The 14,646-nt window shown below is 35.4% G+C and carries 19 protein-coding genes and 1 tRNA gene; all 20 read left to right on the top strand.

The window, feature by feature from the left end:
* The first annotated feature begins 2 nt into the window (after positions 1-2).
* The 20 genes from cobO to MOC86_RS17200 all read left to right on the top strand — a co-directional run bounded on the left by cobO (position 3) and on the right by MOC86_RS17200 (position 14,629).
* Positions 3-545 carry a cob(I)yrinic acid a,c-diamide adenosyltransferase gene (cobO, locus tag MOC86_RS17295; RefSeq protein WP_268585235.1) on the top strand — a complete coding sequence of 181 codons (543 nt, stop codon included), beginning with the start codon at positions 3-5 and terminating at the stop codon, positions 543-545.
* A 157-nt stretch (positions 546-702) separates the two neighbouring features.
* Positions 703-1,149: a MarR family winged helix-turn-helix transcriptional regulator gene (locus MOC86_RS17290; RefSeq protein WP_019391281.1), complete on the top strand. Its 447-nt coding sequence runs from the start codon at positions 703-705 to the stop codon at positions 1,147-1,149.
* On the top strand, positions 1,146-1,952 hold the full coding sequence (gene racE, locus MOC86_RS17285; protein ID WP_268585233.1) for a glutamate racemase: 807 nt from the start codon (positions 1,146-1,148) through the stop codon (positions 1,950-1,952). Before MOC86_RS17290 ends, racE begins: the two co-directional genes overlap by 4 nt.
* A gap of 103 nt (positions 1,953-2,055) precedes the next feature.
* Positions 2,056-3,129, top strand: coding sequence for a GerMN domain-containing protein (locus MOC86_RS17280; RefSeq protein ID WP_268585232.1), 1,074 nt, complete (start codon positions 2,056-2,058; stop codon positions 3,127-3,129).
* A gap of 126 nt (positions 3,130-3,255) precedes the next feature.
* Positions 3,256-4,011, top strand: a complete 756-nt coding sequence (gene rph, locus MOC86_RS17275; protein ID WP_268585230.1) for a ribonuclease PH — start codon at positions 3,256-3,258, stop codon at positions 4,009-4,011.
* Positions 4,008-4,601, top strand: a complete 594-nt coding sequence (locus MOC86_RS17270) for an XTP/dITP diphosphatase (protein WP_268585229.1) — start codon at positions 4,008-4,010, stop codon at positions 4,599-4,601. The genes rph and MOC86_RS17270 overlap by 4 nt, the downstream gene beginning before the upstream one ends.
* A 14-nt stretch (positions 4,602-4,615) precedes the next feature.
* Positions 4,616-5,122 carry a metallophosphoesterase family protein gene (locus tag MOC86_RS17265; RefSeq protein WP_268585228.1) on the top strand — a complete coding sequence of 169 codons (507 nt, stop codon included), beginning with the start codon at positions 4,616-4,618 and terminating at the stop codon, positions 5,120-5,122.
* 124 nt (positions 5,123-5,246) lie between these two features.
* Positions 5,247-5,320, top strand: a tRNA-Arg gene (locus MOC86_RS17260).
* Between the two features lie 169 nt (positions 5,321-5,489).
* Positions 5,490-6,554 carry a tyrosine-type recombinase/integrase gene (locus MOC86_RS17255; protein WP_268585227.1) on the top strand — a complete coding sequence of 355 codons (1,065 nt, stop codon included), beginning with the start codon at positions 5,490-5,492 and terminating at the stop codon, positions 6,552-6,554.
* Between the two features lie 849 nt (positions 6,555-7,403).
* Complete coding sequence (locus tag MOC86_RS17250) at positions 7,404-8,444, top strand: hypothetical protein (protein WP_268585226.1); 1,041 nt, start codon at positions 7,404-7,406, stop codon at positions 8,442-8,444.
* 49 nt (positions 8,445-8,493) lie between these two features.
* Positions 8,494-9,078: a hypothetical protein gene (locus MOC86_RS17245; protein WP_268585225.1), complete on the top strand. Its 585-nt coding sequence runs from the start codon at positions 8,494-8,496 to the stop codon at positions 9,076-9,078.
* 390 nt (positions 9,079-9,468) lie between these two features.
* Positions 9,469-9,687, top strand: coding sequence for a hypothetical protein (locus MOC86_RS17240; RefSeq protein WP_268585224.1), 219 nt, complete (start codon positions 9,469-9,471; stop codon positions 9,685-9,687).
* Between the two features lie 305 nt (positions 9,688-9,992).
* Positions 9,993-10,292 (top strand): hypothetical protein, encoded by a 300-nt coding sequence (locus tag MOC86_RS17235; RefSeq protein WP_268585223.1) that lies wholly within the window; start codon positions 9,993-9,995, stop codon positions 10,290-10,292.
* A 1,121-nt stretch (positions 10,293-11,413) separates the two neighbouring features.
* The gene (locus MOC86_RS17230; RefSeq protein ID WP_268585222.1) at positions 11,414-11,674 is read left to right on the top strand and encodes a hypothetical protein; all 261 of its coding nucleotides are present in this window, start codon (positions 11,414-11,416) and stop codon (positions 11,672-11,674) included.
* On the top strand, positions 11,671-12,087 hold the full coding sequence (locus tag MOC86_RS17225) for a phBC6A51 family helix-turn-helix protein (RefSeq protein WP_268585221.1): 417 nt from the start codon (positions 11,671-11,673) through the stop codon (positions 12,085-12,087). Before MOC86_RS17230 ends, MOC86_RS17225 begins: the two co-directional genes overlap by 4 nt.
* Before the next feature lie 39 nt (positions 12,088-12,126).
* Positions 12,127-12,762 (top strand): hypothetical protein, encoded by a 636-nt coding sequence (locus tag MOC86_RS17220; RefSeq protein WP_268585220.1) that lies wholly within the window; start codon positions 12,127-12,129, stop codon positions 12,760-12,762.
* A gap of 186 nt (positions 12,763-12,948) precedes the next feature.
* The gene (locus tag MOC86_RS17215; RefSeq protein WP_268585219.1) at positions 12,949-13,197 is read left to right on the top strand and encodes a hypothetical protein; all 249 of its coding nucleotides are present in this window, start codon (positions 12,949-12,951) and stop codon (positions 13,195-13,197) included.
* A gap of 32 nt (positions 13,198-13,229) precedes the next feature.
* Positions 13,230-13,835 (top strand): hypothetical protein, encoded by a 606-nt coding sequence (locus MOC86_RS17210; protein ID WP_268585218.1) that lies wholly within the window; start codon positions 13,230-13,232, stop codon positions 13,833-13,835.
* 156 nt (positions 13,836-13,991) lie between these two features.
* Complete coding sequence (locus MOC86_RS17205) at positions 13,992-14,171, top strand: hypothetical protein (protein WP_268585217.1); 180 nt, start codon at positions 13,992-13,994, stop codon at positions 14,169-14,171.
* The gene (locus MOC86_RS17200) at positions 14,171-14,629 is read left to right on the top strand and encodes a hypothetical protein (RefSeq protein ID WP_268585216.1); all 459 of its coding nucleotides are present in this window, start codon (positions 14,171-14,173) and stop codon (positions 14,627-14,629) included. The genes MOC86_RS17205 and MOC86_RS17200 overlap by 1 nt, the downstream gene beginning before the upstream one ends.
* Positions 14,630-14,646 lie beyond the last annotated feature (17 nt).

Genomic DNA, 14,646 nt, shown 5'->3' with positions numbered 1-14,646 from the left:
TTATGGCTTCAAAGGAAAGAGGCTTATGCCTTGTTTACACAGGGGATGGAAAAGGGAAGACAACAGCTTCTTTAGGACTTGCTGTGCGTGCAACAGGCCGAGGTCAGCGCGTGCTGATGGTTCAATTTATTAAATCTCCTCAACGTACGTATGGAGAAAAGATTATCTTTGATAAGCTTGGAATTGAAATGCATCAAACAGGTGTGGGATTCACATGGACGAAAACTCCAGAAGAGCATAGAGAGGCTTTAAAGAAAGCATGGGCTTTTACGAAAGAGAAAGTCATGTCAGAACAATATGACGTTGTGATTCTTGATGAAATTCATAATGCCCTTTCTATTACGAAGTTTCCGATTGATGATGTTTTACCACTTCAAGAGGTGCTTGAGCTTATAGAAAATCGACCGCAAGGCATGCATCTTATCTTAACAGGTCGTTCAGCTCGGGAAGAAGTAATTGAAGCTGCTGATTTAGTCAGCGAAATTAAACCTATAAAGCACTACTATGAAGAAGGAATTCCAGCTGTTAAAGGGCTCGAATTTTGAAGAAGGCTCTAGTTTCTCATAGGAAACTAGAGCTTGTTTTTTTATGAAAAGGAAATTGTAGGTCAAAAGAAAGGGATTATTGGAGAAACAATAGACATTTCTAATGAACTGAGTTAACATTTTCATCATAATCTTTTTGATAAGCGAGGCAACGTCTATGGCTAAACGAAGGAAACATCATGAGACAATAGCTGAACTAGAGCGGTCTCTTCGATATATGTCTGTTATTATCAAGCAAAAAGGTCGCGAAATCTTAAATGACTACAACATCACTCCTCCACAATTTGTGGCTCTTCAGTGGCTGTTTGATTCAGGTGAAATGACAATCGGAGATCTTTCTAGCAAAATGTATTTAGCATGCAGTACAACGACAGACTTAATTGACCGAATGGAGAAAACAGGTCTTGTCACAAGAGCAAAAGATGAACAAGACCGGCGTATTGTTCGCGTTGTTCTGCTTGAACGTGGTAAGAAGCTCATTGAAGAAGTGATAGCGAAAAGGCAAAATTACTTAGCGGAGGTTGTTTGTGAGTATGATCGCGCTGAAGTAGAGCTTCTTTGTGAAAATTTGCAGAAGCTTCATAAGGAGATGAGTAGCGAATGAATCGGCCAATTGGGGTAATTGATTCAGGAGTTGGTGGTTTAACAGTTGCAAAAGAAATTATGAGACAGTTACCGAAAGAGCAAATTATTTATATGGGAGATACAGCTCGATGTCCGTACGGTCCTCGACCTGAAGAGGAAGTGCGTGCTTTTACATGGGAACTGACAAATTATTTACTTCGATTTGATATTAAAATGCTCGTTATCGCCTGCAATACAGCAACAGCAGTTGTGTTAAAGGAGATTAGCGAGACTCTAAATATTCCTGTCATCGGCGTTATTGAACCAGGAGCTCGTGCTGCATTAAAAGCAACAAGCAATCATAATATCGGTGTTATTGGAACAAATGGTACAGTGAAAAGTAAGGCTTATGAACAAGCTTTAAAAAGACTTCATCATAACGCACGTGTGAAAAGCTTAGCATGTCCTTTATTTGTGCCCCTTGTTGAAAGCGGGGATTTCGAAGGAAATGAAGCAAGAGAAATTGTTTTTCAAACGTTAAAACCCCTCTATCAGACGGAAATTGATATATTGATTTTAGGCTGTACACATTATCCAATTTTAAAGGAGCTTATTAAAGAAGCGATGGGAGATCGTGTTGCACTCATCAGTTCTGGAGAAGAGACAGCAATTGAGGTAAGCACCATTTTGTCATTTCGTAATGAACTGCACACGGAAAAACGTGAAAAAGAACATGTATTTTTTACGACAGGGAATGCTTCGCTTTTTGAGCTTATTGCGTCAAAATGGTTTGACCATCCTATTCAAAACGTTCAGCATATTGATTTAACGAAAGTGAACTAATCATTAGTTCACTTTTTTCTTTTAAAAAAGAAAAAAGTGAGCGGTCTAATTTGATTAGCAGCTCGTATACATAATAGTACAAACTGTCTTAGGAGGGAAAGGTATGTCCAAAATAAAAATAACGGCGGTTTCTACTATGCTTGCGACATCAATGCTTTTAACGGGGTGCGGCTTGTTTGGAGGAGAAGATGTAGCAGAGGAAATTGATCCACCACAAGACGTTGAGTACACGAAAGACAATCAAAAAATAAAAGAAGAAGCAAAAGAAACAACTAAAGAAAAGGAGAGTAAAAAAGCAGAAGAAACATTAACAAGAGAAGTGTATTTAATCGACAAAAATGGTTTTGTTGTTCCTCAAACAATTGATGTGCCAAAAGCAGATGCAGCAGCTGCTGAAATTATAGAATATCTTGTTGTAGGAGGACCAATTGATCAAATGCTTCCAAACGGTTTTAGAGCTGTTCTCCCTGCTGGAACAGAAGTTAAGAGCGTCAATTTGAAAGAAAATGGTACACTTGTTGTTGACTTCTCTCCAGAATTTAAGGAGTATAAAGCAGAAGATGAAAGCCGGATTTTGCAATCTTTAACATGGACGCTAACACAGTTTGATGCTGTTAAGAATGTACAGTTTCAAATTAATGGCTATGATCAAAAAGAAATGCCTGTTAATAAGACCCCTATTAGTGAGGAATTGACAAGAGCAGACGGCATTAACATGCAAACAGAAGGAATTACAGATATGACAAGCACATCTTCTGCTACTCTTTACTATTTATCACAAAATGCTGATGGAACATATTATGTTCCGGTAACAAAGCGTCTCGATCTAGGGAAGACAGATGAGGAGCGTTTTACAGCTGTTGTTGGTAGTTTAATAAATGATGTACCAAAAGGGCTTGTAGGTGATTTTAATAATGAAGCAGCACTTGTAGCGAAGCCAGAGTACGAAGATGGAACAGTAACGCTAACATTTAATAAAGCTCTTTTAAATTCTGCAGAAAAGGGCCAGCTTTCTAAACATGTGGTAGATGCCCTAGCTCTTTCCCTTACAGAACAAAAAGGGGTTGAAAATGTCTCTATTGAAGTAAAAGGACAAAAGAATATAACAGTAGATTCTGGTCAAAAATTAACAGAAGAAGTTTCCCGTCCTGAAAATATAAATGCAGAGGCATTTTAAATATGATTTCGTGTTAAGAATAGTTTTTGATATACTGTAATAAAAAAGAGGTCTTTAGAGGCCTCTTTTACTTTTTACTTTTGAAGGGGATTACCCTTTTACATAGATTTTAAAGGAGGAAACATTTTGCGTATTGACGGAAGGGCGAAAGACGAAATAAGAGAAGTTAAAATTGAGAAAGACTACATAAAGCATCCAGAAGGGTCTGTACTTATTAGCGTTGGGGATACGAAAGTAATTTGTTCAGCTACAATTGATGATAGAGTACCTCCTTTTATGAGAGGAAAAGGAAAAGGATGGATTAATGCGGAGTACGCTATGCTTCCACGAGCAACAAATCAGCGCAATATCCGTGAATCTTCAAAAGGAAAAGTATCAGGTCGTACAATGGAAATACAGCGTTTAATTGGGCGAGCTTTACGAGCGGTCGTTGATTTAGAAGCATTAGGTGAGCGTACAGTGTGGCTTGACTGTGATGTTATTCAAGCAGATGGCGGGACAAGAACAGCTGCGATTACAGGTGCGTTTGTGGCAATGGCTTTAGCCCTTGGACGAGCTGTCAAAGAAGAGAAACTTACCAATTACCCAATCCGTGATTATCTAGCAGCAACGTCTGTTGGAGTTGACGTTGAACATGGAACAATTTTAGATTTAAACTATGAAGAAGATTCCAATATTGATGTTGATATGAATATTGTTATGACAAGTAAAGGCCAATTTGTAGAGCTTCAAGGAACAGGAGAAGAAGCAACTTTTTCAAAAGAGCAGTTTGATGAAATGCTTGAACTTGCTTCAAAAGGAATTTCTGATCTTGTTGCAGTACAGAAAGAAGCGTTAAGTGAGTTTTCACATCTTCTAGAAAGTGAAGGTGAAGAGAAATGAAAAAAATTTTAATTGCCACAAAAAATAAAGGGAAAGTGGCCGAATTTGCTGCTCTTTTTGAAAAGAAAGGCTACAGTGTGCAATCGCTTCTTGATTTAGAAGGAGACCTTGATGTTGAGGAAACAGGCACAACATTTGAAGAAAATGCGATTTTAAAAGCTGAAGAGATTTCGAAATTGTTGGATTGTCCTGTTGTTGCAGACGACTCTGGACTTGAAGTTGATGCTTTAAACGGAGAACCTGGCGTATATTCAGCACGCTATGCAGGTCTTGAAAAAAGTGATGAGAAAAACATTGATAAAGTATTAGAAAAATTAGAAGGTATACCTGAGTCAGAGCGAACAGCACGTTTTCAATGTGCCCTAGCATTTGCTTTGCCAGGAAAAGACACCGTTGTTGTGAGAGGGAATTGCGAAGGTACTATTACGCATGAAAGAGTAGGAGAGCAGGGATTTGGGTATGACCCAATATTTTATGTACCATCTCTGCAAAAAACGCTTGCAGAACTCCCAAAAGAAGAAAAAAATAAAATAAGTCATCGAGCAAAGGCACTTCAAAAGCTAGAAGAGGTAATAGATGGAATATTGTAGAGGAGGAGAGAAATATGCGTGTGCTTATCGTAAGCGATAGTCATGGCCTAACAGAGGAACTGCATACAATTAAAAATCGTCATAAAGATGTCAATGCTTTTGTTCACTGCGGGGATTCTGAGCTTCAAGCAGATTCAAGAGAAATGGAAGGGTTTCTTGCTGTACGTGGAAATTGTGATTATGACGAACGATATGAAAATGAAGAAACGTTAAATATAGGAGAAGATCTTCTTTACGTAACACATGGTCATCTATATAATGTGAAAATGACACTTATGAATTTAACATACCGAGCTAAAGAGCGGGATGCTAAAGTTGTCTGCTTTGGACATTCTCATATTGCAGGAGCCGAGAAGATTGATCAGACGTTATTTATTAATCCAGGAAGTATTCGCCTACCGAATCGAAGAAAAGAGCGTACATATGCCATCCTCCAGTATGAAGAAAATAAAGCAACTGTAAATTTTTACGATCATGAAGGAAATGAAATAAAAGACTTAACAAATTCATTTTCTCTATAGTATAATTAGAGAGAGAGAAATAATTCATTTTCTCTCTCTAAATTTTTTGGGAAAATGGTTGACTTTATGTTTTTTAGAGCGTATAATAAAACTTGTCTTAAGAGTTCAATACATATTATAATATGTCCCAGTAGCTCAGCTGGATAGAGCAACGCCCTTCTAAGGCGTCGGTCGGGAGTTCGAATCTCTCCTGGGATGTCTACTTAAAAAACGTTGATTTTATGCGTATTATTACGTTATAAAACAACGTTTTTTTGTTGTTAAAATAAGCGTAAATTGAAATATCCGTTGGACTAAGCACTTTCGTACGTTGGTATTACAGTAACTTTTCGTTACCGTTAAATCCCGTTACGGAGGTGTTTTTTTATTGGGAAAAAAATTTATTGGGAAAAGGAGTCCGACGTATAAAGGAAGTTTCCAACGTTCAAATGGAACTAATCATTCTGATTATGAACCAAGTATTCAGTATACCTTAGAAGAATCCTTAGAAATCTTTATTAATGCAAAAATTGCGGAGGGCGTGCGTCCTAGGACTATTCAAGATTATAAGCAACATATTAAGTACCTTAAACAGTTTCTAGGGAAGCGTTTTGAGTTTAAATATATTAACGATTTAGACGCAAATATTATAAGGGCGTACATTACCTACTTACGTGATGAAAAGAAGTCTTATGAGGGTGTAAAAGGACGTGAAAAAGATTGTGGTCTATCAATTAATACGATAAATATGCGTTTAAGAACCCTACGCACAATGTGTCGTTTTTGGTATTTAGAAGGCATGATTGCCAGTAATCCAATGGAGAATATTAAATCTATTCGACAAGACCAAGAAGAAGAGGTAAAGGGTTTTAGTGATGAAGAAATTCATAAAATTTTAAATTCCTTTAACGAACGGAACTACGCAGAATGGCGTGACAAGATTCTTATCTTATTATTGTTGGACACGGGATTGAGAATAAATGAAGCCATAAGTCTAACCATAGACAAGATAGATTTCAAAGTATTTAGCTTATCAATTCCCTCTTCCAATGCCAAAAACCGAAAAGGTCGTGAAGTTCCTATAAGTCGTGAAGTCCTTAAGAAAGTAAGAAAGTTACATGAAGAATCTGTTGAATACTTTGGACCCCACAAAGGGATATTTATGAATGCTTATGGTGAACCGTTGAAAGCAGACGCTGTTAGACGCCGTTTCCATCGCTTAGGTAAGAGATTAGGTATTCAGAAGTTACATCCCCACCGCTTTAGACATACTTTTATAAGAAACTATATTTTAAATGGGGGAGATATATTTACACTGCAAAAAATTGTTGACCATTCGGATATTAAAACAACTAGAAAATACATCCAGATGGAAGAAGGACATATTAAAGAACAGCATAATAAGTTTTCTCCCGTAAGACGTTATTTATCAAAAAATAAATATTTGAATTAAAAAGAAAAAGCCACGCGTTCGCACCGCGTGACCTGAAAACACCTATTTAACTAAATACGGATAACCGTCTTAGCTACTTACATATATTAACGAAAAAAATTAGTATATGCAAGGCTTATTAAGTAATGCCTTTTTTAGCAGCTATGCAGGTTTTCCCGTCGTGGATTGCCGACTAATACGACGATAATATAACCTTGATAGGTTTGCCCTTGCCGACGCAATAAGAAGGGATAGGACACTTATAAGCGTTCCCTATTACGTTTTGTGTCTGAAAGGTGAAAGCTACCGTTAAGTGCTGAACGAAGGAAGGGTAGACCGTTTACGGACGGTGTAGGACAAGCTATAAGTAACCATAACTCTTTCCTAGTCCTCCAAAGTGAGAGGGAAGGGATTAACTAATCGAAAAGCCAAAGCGTAAGATTAGAGAGACGGTAAACCTGCTAGGGCTACTTGTTGCAGTAAGTTTGTTATGAAGAGATTCTAACGATTAATAGGGCGACAAAACGGATATCTTAACTTGACGCACAATCAAGGTTTTATTGCGAATCGGCTACTTCTTATGATTGATGTTAATTTTTTATCATCTTTCATAAGGTAGCCAATTTTTCGTCCAAGCCGTTTTCCTTACTTTCAGCTAATCAAGCAAAGGAAAAACCAATAAGTCAATACAAAACTTAAAGTAATCACGTTCCCTATTGAGTTTTGTATTCAACAATATACGCCATTGAAAGATGTAGAAATCTTACGGCATAAAGTGATTCTGGTTTTTATGTAGCTAGCATGATAGATAGGATATATAATGTAATATATATCTTAATTGGAAATATAAAACTCTTGGGGGCTACTATTATGGACAGACTGGACGAGATTTCTTTATCAAAAATTGCTACTGTGCTAAATAAACAAACAATAGTACATACTGATAGCAATTCTATGTGGGAGAGAATTTTATCAAACTCAGGGCAAAGCCAATTGTATTATGAATTTAGCAGGTTTTTAAATCCCTACTCCTATAATAATAATTGGAAAAATTATAATCGACACTTTGAAGAATTTTTCTCAGCGATTAATAGTATTCTAAAAATCATATATTCTAAGGGGAAAAATATTGAGGAGTTTAGTTTATTCATTGGTTCAATAATAGAGGAAGTTCGTGTTGAAAATATCTTTGAAGATAATATAGGAGACGTTATATACGAGAAGTGTCGTCATTATGATTTAAGTGGATTTTTTGGGGAAAGTTCTGATGATGAATGTATTAAATTAATTAAGGAAGAGTCAAGAGAAGACTTCCAAACATTACTTAAGAGTCTGCATGTTTTAAATTTTGATATCACATATTCAAAGGGAGGATTGAAACTAATACCGTTTACTGAACAGTCTAACCAAGTTTCTAGAAATCCTTCACTTTTAGATGAATGGTTAAACAAAAATTATCCTTCAATTGCAGAAATGTATCAAGAAGCTATCAATAATTACTCGTCTGGAGAATCAGTTTCATGTATATCTAATTGTCGGAATATTATAACTGGATTGTTTAGTCATTTTAAAGATAATGGTAGTAAATCATGGATTAGAGGATTGCAAAAACTAAGTACAGATACTAACATTGAAAATGTTAAAGTAGCTAATAATATAATGCAAGGTAGTGCAAATAAAAATATTCCGTTTGAAACGGATAATGAATTTAATTATCCACGATTTAAACTATTTTATCAGTTGTATTCATTAACATCTGATTTAGGTTCTCACAGTACTGAGGCACCGAAAATTGATGGAGTTTTATGTCCCGAGAATACTACCATGAATGACGCTTTACTATGCTTAAGAATGACTGAGGATATTTTAATTTGGGTTATAGAACGTTTAAAACAATACGAACAAAATTAAAAAGATAACCGAGATAAAAATAATAAAATGACCTAAAAGGAAGTATTTGATGGAAAAAGAATGGATACCAGTTATTAGTGCAGCTATTGGGGGATTAGTAGCAATAGTAGTTGTTTTTATTAATCAGACAATGGAACATTTAAGATGGAAAGAAAACTTAAAGAGAAAAGGACAAGATAAGTATCTTGATAAAAAAATTGAGACTCTCCATGACTCAATTGTTGATTTCTTTCAGTTAGCAAGTGAAGCCCTTAGACTTTCGAAGTTATTTGGAAAAGGTGCAGGATATCAGATAGAGGAGACAAGGATGTTAGATAAAGCAGTAAGAACAAGAATTGCTTTGATATCTCCATATATAGAAAAAGATTTAGAATACAGAGTTGATACGTTGTATGAGTGTTTAACAGCAATTAGGCTAATCCTTAATAAAGAAATTGAGGGAACTAAAAAAGATATTGAGACAAATCTTTTATGGTTAAATGAAGAATTACATTTCTTGAATGAAGATTTAGGAAATATAATGCAAGAATTTCATGAGAAAGAGGAAAAAGAAAAGAAAACTAACATGAAGATGTGGGGATTTACCTTATCTATTGCATTAAATATTTGCCTTTTAATCTACGTATTCGTATAGGTGGATGTACATCATATTTTTGAAATATTGAATGCAGGGAGAAGCTGATATATAAATAGTAAGTAGTATTAGTAGTAATAAGAGGTGTCTTACTATATATAAACAATCTATATTCCTTATTAGATAAGAAGAACCTATTGTCATTATACATAGGTTCTTTTTTTTATATCTAAAAATTGATAGTTCCTCCTTCTTGCTTTTAATCATCCATTAGAATAACTAATTAATCCTATTCTTTGTTAGAAGGGATAATAAAGTCCTATTTCCCAAACCACCAGTTTTGAATTTCTAAAATAACTTTTGTAATATAATGGTAGTTAAAATGATTTATAATAAGTTATAATTTGGTAAAGGACATTCCATAATTAATAGAAAGGAAGGAAAAAACTAATGGATAATACTTCAGTTAAATACAATGAGGATGCTAAAGACATACAAAACAGATTAAATACTTTAATTGAGTCCATGATTCACAAAGTTCAAGGGATGGGCAAACTAGACTTAGAACCTGAAAAAATCAAGCATTATCATTTTATGATGGGAATTCTTACTGATTTGAGGATACTAGATGAACAAATCAATAATTACTTTAAAAAGAAGGAAAGTTAAATGCTGTGATAGAAAAATGTTAAAAACATTGATGTAATAGGGTTTCTAACATTAATTAATCACATCAACATTATTCTATATATTATTGGGATTAAGTTCCTACAAGTGCGACGTAACTTTGTCACAAAATGGTCGGGATTGCTATATCCCTTGCATAAGAGGTCATAGGGCTGTTTTAAATTCTTCCCCAGTCGATTTATATCAATAGATATTAAAACTTCACTACGGGCGTATATGAACTTTTCTTAGGGTATTACAATAAAAAGGTGTATTGTGGTTCAAATAATTCATACGGGGGACTAGTTATGGAAAATTACGAAACGGAACTAAAAGAGATACTAGCGTCAGTAAATGAAACGTCTGCATTGATGGAAGAGAATAATGTTAAATTAGATAATATTGATGAATTGGTTGAAAGCAACGCTAAGAAAGCCGAAAACATTCTTGCTATATTGGAGGAAACGAGTAAGGATTTAGCCAGATTGGAAGCGACAGTTGATAGTTTAGACAAAGACACTTTGAAGAAGTTTAAACAAAAGGAAGAAATTATAGAGGTTTTAAATCGTATCGATGACACGTTAGAAAGCCGTCTGAAGTCAAAATAAGGCGTCCGGTGGGCATATCTTAGTTACTGGTATCAATAACAATCTTTGTGACCTAATTATATACTGTATTTAAAGATGAATAGATAGTTATAATAAACACGTATTCTTACATCACAAGTTAAAGGAAACAGCCGTTTGTTATTGGCAATTTATCGTGATGAAGGATGTTGATATAGCAGGATTTTGTGATAATTATTAATCACACTTGTTTTCTTACCCTTTGGTACTCTTAATCAATTACAATAATTCCCTACAAGTGTGACGTAATTCCGTCACAAAATTGTTGGAACTTCTATAACCCTTGGGAGAGTAGGGATGGGGTCACTCTATGTAAAAATGTAACGGAAATTTAATATAAATAGCACTTGTATCGGAAGCCTTTAGAATGCCTTATATACTACAAGAGGTAATAACGATAATAACTGTAATAACAAAACAAGAAGTTAATTAAGTTCTTTAAGAAAAAGGCGTAAGCCTTGACGGAGTCAACAAAGGATAAGTCTATTCTTTGTTTAAAGAACCAAAAAGATATTATGCCTAACGGCATTACTCACTTCGTTCGTAACTATTAGATATTACACTAGAGATTGTTCTATTGTTTTAATAACAAGATAGTAATAAAGATACTACATAAAGATTTTAACTAGGGAGGGCGTGTGTGCGTTCTCCTTTTTCAAATAATCCTAATTTATATGAACAGATACCCTATTGGACAACCCAGCCCGTTCGGTAGGGATATTTGTTTAATATTAAGTACCTGATACACGTTTCATGCGTACCTTCCTCGGTGATATACTACATGGACATTTGTAATCATATGTAAATCTCTCCTTTCAAAGCAGAAAGAACCTCCTTCCGTTAATTCGGTTGGAGGCTTTTTTTTATTCTTTTTTATCTGAAAATGTCACAAAGCTGCTTCTTTTGTTCCAATACTAAGCGAACGAGAGAGATTAAACTTCACGATAACATTTTAAATGTGAACAATTTATGACACCTACAACATTACACTTGTAATTTTACCTTTTACTTCGCTTATAGAGTAGGAAGAACTTGCTTACCTTTTTTATTTACTTTGAAAGGTAACAAAATGCTTAAATTTATACAAAAAAGGAGTTAGATAAATGGACAAAAATGAGTTCAGATTGCGAGGGAAAGTCGTTCAAATGGCTAGAAATTTAAAGAACGTCAATAGTAATGAGTTTGCCAAGAAAGTAGACATTAACCCTACAACCTTTTACGCACTAGAAGAAGAAGCCCGAAGCATTTCACCGTTAAATCAAATTCGTATCCGTAGAGGACTAAATGAAATTGGAGTTAGTGACGCACAAATCGCGTGTATTCAGATAATTGTAGAACACGACGAAGGGAGGTTTGATGAATGAAAAAAGACGCAAAGTTAGATGAGAAACAACGTCGAATATTAGACGATTATTTCCGTCGTTCCGTTGATGGTGAAACTATGGAACAAATTGCAAAGTCACACGGCATTACCAGAAAGACATTATGGAGTTGGAAGGAGACTCATGAAGGTAAGCAATTATACAACGATTTTCAAAAAGAACTTTCGAGAGACGCACTTCCTAAGTATTATGCAGTTTTAAAAGAGAAGGCATTAAGTGGTTCTTACAAGCACATGGAATTGTATGCAAAGATTCATAACTTACTAGCACCACAAAAACAAGAAGTTGTTACCAAGAACCACACTATTGAAGAACATTCACCAATTTTACAGAACGAAATGGATGAGATAAAAGGCATGTTGAACGATATGCCGTCTATCAGACGAGTTAAGTAATTGTTGAAAATTAATATTCAAAAAGGAGAGATTTTATAAATGGGATTGTTTAAAGGAAACGGGGTAAAGAAAGTTACTAAATTAGTAACTAAAGGCGAAGAACGACGCATTAAGCTTCAGGAGAAGGTTAGGAGATTAAAAGAAGATATTGAATTATTGTATCAAGCTGTTCAGGACGATTTCAACAAAGCCATTCTTAATGATGGTGAACCAGATAAGAAGTTATCAAAAGACTTGGATAAGGCTAGGGAGGAATTAAAAACAGCACAATTTCATCTTTCACAAATCGACGAAGTAGTTAAAGCAGAATTAGGAAAAGCAAAAGAAACTATTGATAAAGAACGTAAGGAGTTCAAAGCTGATAAAAGTGAAGAATTTCGTAAAATCTTTGATGAATTGAACGAAATGAAACTAGCTTATCTTAATAAGATTGTTGAATATAGCAAAACGAAACAAGCTTACACTTCGGAGTATTGGGACACCTTCCGAAATGTTGAAGACCTTGTAGGACTTCGACGACATGACCCACGCGACGACTTTCATATTCCATTTGGACAAAGCTACCAAACAGAACGACACTACAACCCTATGGTCTACAATGACGAGTTACGGGAAGCACTGGGCGGAAAAATTCATGGGTTAACTGAAAGAAACAAAGACAAATACAAGAAGTAGATGAAGAAGAAACCAGACGGGGAACAAACAGTAATTATTCCCCGTCACATATGAATTGGGATTATTTGAAAGCAGGAGGATAACGCGTTGAAAGAGATAACTCGGTTAAACGGTGTAGATATTGTCACATGGTCATTATTTATCTACTTAGGGTTTTCTATCATTTTGTAAATCGGAGGTTTTTAAATGGCAAAGTACACCATTGCAGATTCATTAAGAGGACGTATTGAAGCAGACTTAGACAAGTGTATGAAGTGGAACGACATTGCGGAAGAGAATGCCGTAGAAATTGGCGTAGTGTGTTCTGTGTTTGGTACTAAGCGAGTGAGAGAAAGCCAGAACGGCGAAATTGTCCGTTACTGGAACGGTATGCGGGTAACAGACGGTAAACCTTCTCCCATTAACACGTACCACATTTCGGAGTTAGAGAAGTAAAGAGAATATACAGAACAAAGGGAGTTTTTGAAATGGGGAAATTAATAATCAACAAACAATGGCGTTCATTCATTTTTGTAAATGATGGGGGAGAAATGACAAGTCGATTATGTACTAAGTGCAAGCAATTAAAATCGGTTAACTGTTTTGGAAAGAATAAGGCAGGATTCGCTGGGAAACGTCCCGATTGTCTTTCCTGTATGTCTAAATACAAAGCCGAAGGATATAAGAAAGATAACTATGATAAACAGTCAATTATCTATCACCGTTACCGTGCAAAGAAGCACGGCCTTGCTTCTACAATGACGGTGGAACTAAAGAGAAAGGCACTAGCTGAACAAGGTGAAAGATGTATGTTAAGTCATTCAGAAGAAATAGTAGTGGAACATTTTATCCCTTTATCATGGGGAACGGGATTAGGTGACGATTATAGAAACGTTGTCTATATGGAAAAGGGCTTAAACGCTTCAAAAGGAAATAAGAATCCTTTTATATGGATTAAGTCACAACCGCATGATATACAACGGAGATTCTACAACGAATTAGTTCCATTACTTGCAGAACGCAACGGAATGACAGCGAAAGAGTACGAGAACTTTGTAAATAAATGCTATGAGGAATATATCAATAACAACTAGGAGGAACTGACGCATAAAACATTACAATGAAGCCTTAAAAAGAGGTCAGAAAGTTAGAATGCTGCGAGATGAAATTCTATCACTATTTGTTAAGGGAATTCAAGGTATCAACGATATAGGCACACTTGAAGCCATCAAAAAGGAGTTGGAAGAGACGTGTTAAAAGTTACGCTTTTTGTACATGAGGAATCACGCACTATTGTATCTAAGAAGTGCGGTAATTGTGGTGAAGTTAAGTTGAATGAGGACTTTACTAATCCAAATGGGAAAGCACTTTATGTAGCAGTTTGCAAAGACTGCGAAGAACAAAAACAACAACAAGGAGAGGATAAGTAATGGATAAACAAATGATGATTTCAGAACTAAAAGAAAAGGCACTTGATGGAGATGAAAAAGCACTGGGGGAATATAACGAATATGTAAATCGTGGGGAAGCACCTAGAATTGCAGTACAAACTAAATTTAAATTTTCACTAGAAACATTGTCTCTTATGACGGCAGGGTATGAAGCAGAATCAGAAAAACGTGGTGAAGATTTAGAAACTAGTATGTTCGGTAAAAAAGAGATTGACCCAACTAAATTTCATGAAGTTATTAATAATCCTATCGCAAAAATATCTAGCGGTTATGCCCTTCGTGAACAAGTGAAGGCGGAACGTATTGCAAAGAGTAAGGAAGTAACAGCTAATACGAGACAGAAGTCACAAGAGATGTATGAGAATACTAAGCAGTCTAAAACGTTTGGTGAAATGCTTAGTTCACCGTTTGAGAAAATTTCAAATAGCTATAAGTAATAATTCTAATTAATGGG

This window comes from Priestia endophytica (assembly GCF_026790145.1).
GTDB lineage: Bacteria > Bacillota > Bacilli > Bacillales > Bacillaceae_H > Bacillus_I > Bacillus_I endophytica_A.
Note: the sequence above shows the minus strand (reverse complement) of the source record. Positions and strands in the feature narration are given on the sequence as shown.

What these genes read in the sequence shown, in the direction of transcription:
- cobO (WP_268585235.1), top strand. Translation starts at nt 3, where the DNA reads ATGGCTTCAAAGGAAAGAGGCTTATGCCTTGTTTACACAGGGGATGGA.
- MOC86_RS17290 (WP_019391281.1), top strand. Translation starts at nt 703, where the DNA reads ATGGCTAAACGAAGGAAACATCATGAGACAATAGCTGAACTAGAGCGG.
- racE (WP_268585233.1), top strand. Translation starts at nt 1,146, where the DNA reads ATGAATCGGCCAATTGGGGTAATTGATTCAGGAGTTGGTGGTTTAACA.
- MOC86_RS17280 (WP_268585232.1), top strand. Translation starts at nt 2,056, where the DNA reads ATGTCCAAAATAAAAATAACGGCGGTTTCTACTATGCTTGCGACATCA.
- MOC86_RS17270 (WP_268585229.1), top strand. Translation starts at nt 4,008, where the DNA reads ATGAAAAAAATTTTAATTGCCACAAAAAATAAAGGGAAAGTGGCCGAA.
- MOC86_RS17265 (WP_268585228.1), top strand. Translation starts at nt 4,616, where the DNA reads ATGCGTGTGCTTATCGTAAGCGATAGTCATGGCCTAACAGAGGAACTG.
- MOC86_RS17250 (WP_268585226.1), top strand. Translation starts at nt 7,404, where the DNA reads ATGGACAGACTGGACGAGATTTCTTTATCAAAAATTGCTACTGTGCTA.
- MOC86_RS17245 (WP_268585225.1), top strand. Translation starts at nt 8,494, where the DNA reads ATGGAAAAAGAATGGATACCAGTTATTAGTGCAGCTATTGGGGGATTA.
- MOC86_RS17240 (WP_268585224.1), top strand. Translation starts at nt 9,469, where the DNA reads ATGGATAATACTTCAGTTAAATACAATGAGGATGCTAAAGACATACAA.
- MOC86_RS17235 (WP_268585223.1), top strand. Translation starts at nt 9,993, where the DNA reads ATGGAAAATTACGAAACGGAACTAAAAGAGATACTAGCGTCAGTAAAT.
- MOC86_RS17230 (WP_268585222.1), top strand. Translation starts at nt 11,414, where the DNA reads ATGGACAAAAATGAGTTCAGATTGCGAGGGAAAGTCGTTCAAATGGCT.
- MOC86_RS17225 (WP_268585221.1), top strand. Translation starts at nt 11,671, where the DNA reads ATGAAAAAAGACGCAAAGTTAGATGAGAAACAACGTCGAATATTAGAC.
- MOC86_RS17220 (WP_268585220.1), top strand. Translation starts at nt 12,127, where the DNA reads ATGGGATTGTTTAAAGGAAACGGGGTAAAGAAAGTTACTAAATTAGTA.
- MOC86_RS17215 (WP_268585219.1), top strand. Translation starts at nt 12,949, where the DNA reads ATGGCAAAGTACACCATTGCAGATTCATTAAGAGGACGTATTGAAGCA.
- MOC86_RS17210 (WP_268585218.1), top strand. Translation starts at nt 13,230, where the DNA reads ATGGGGAAATTAATAATCAACAAACAATGGCGTTCATTCATTTTTGTA.
- MOC86_RS17200 (WP_268585216.1), top strand. Translation starts at nt 14,171, where the DNA reads ATGGATAAACAAATGATGATTTCAGAACTAAAAGAAAAGGCACTTGAT.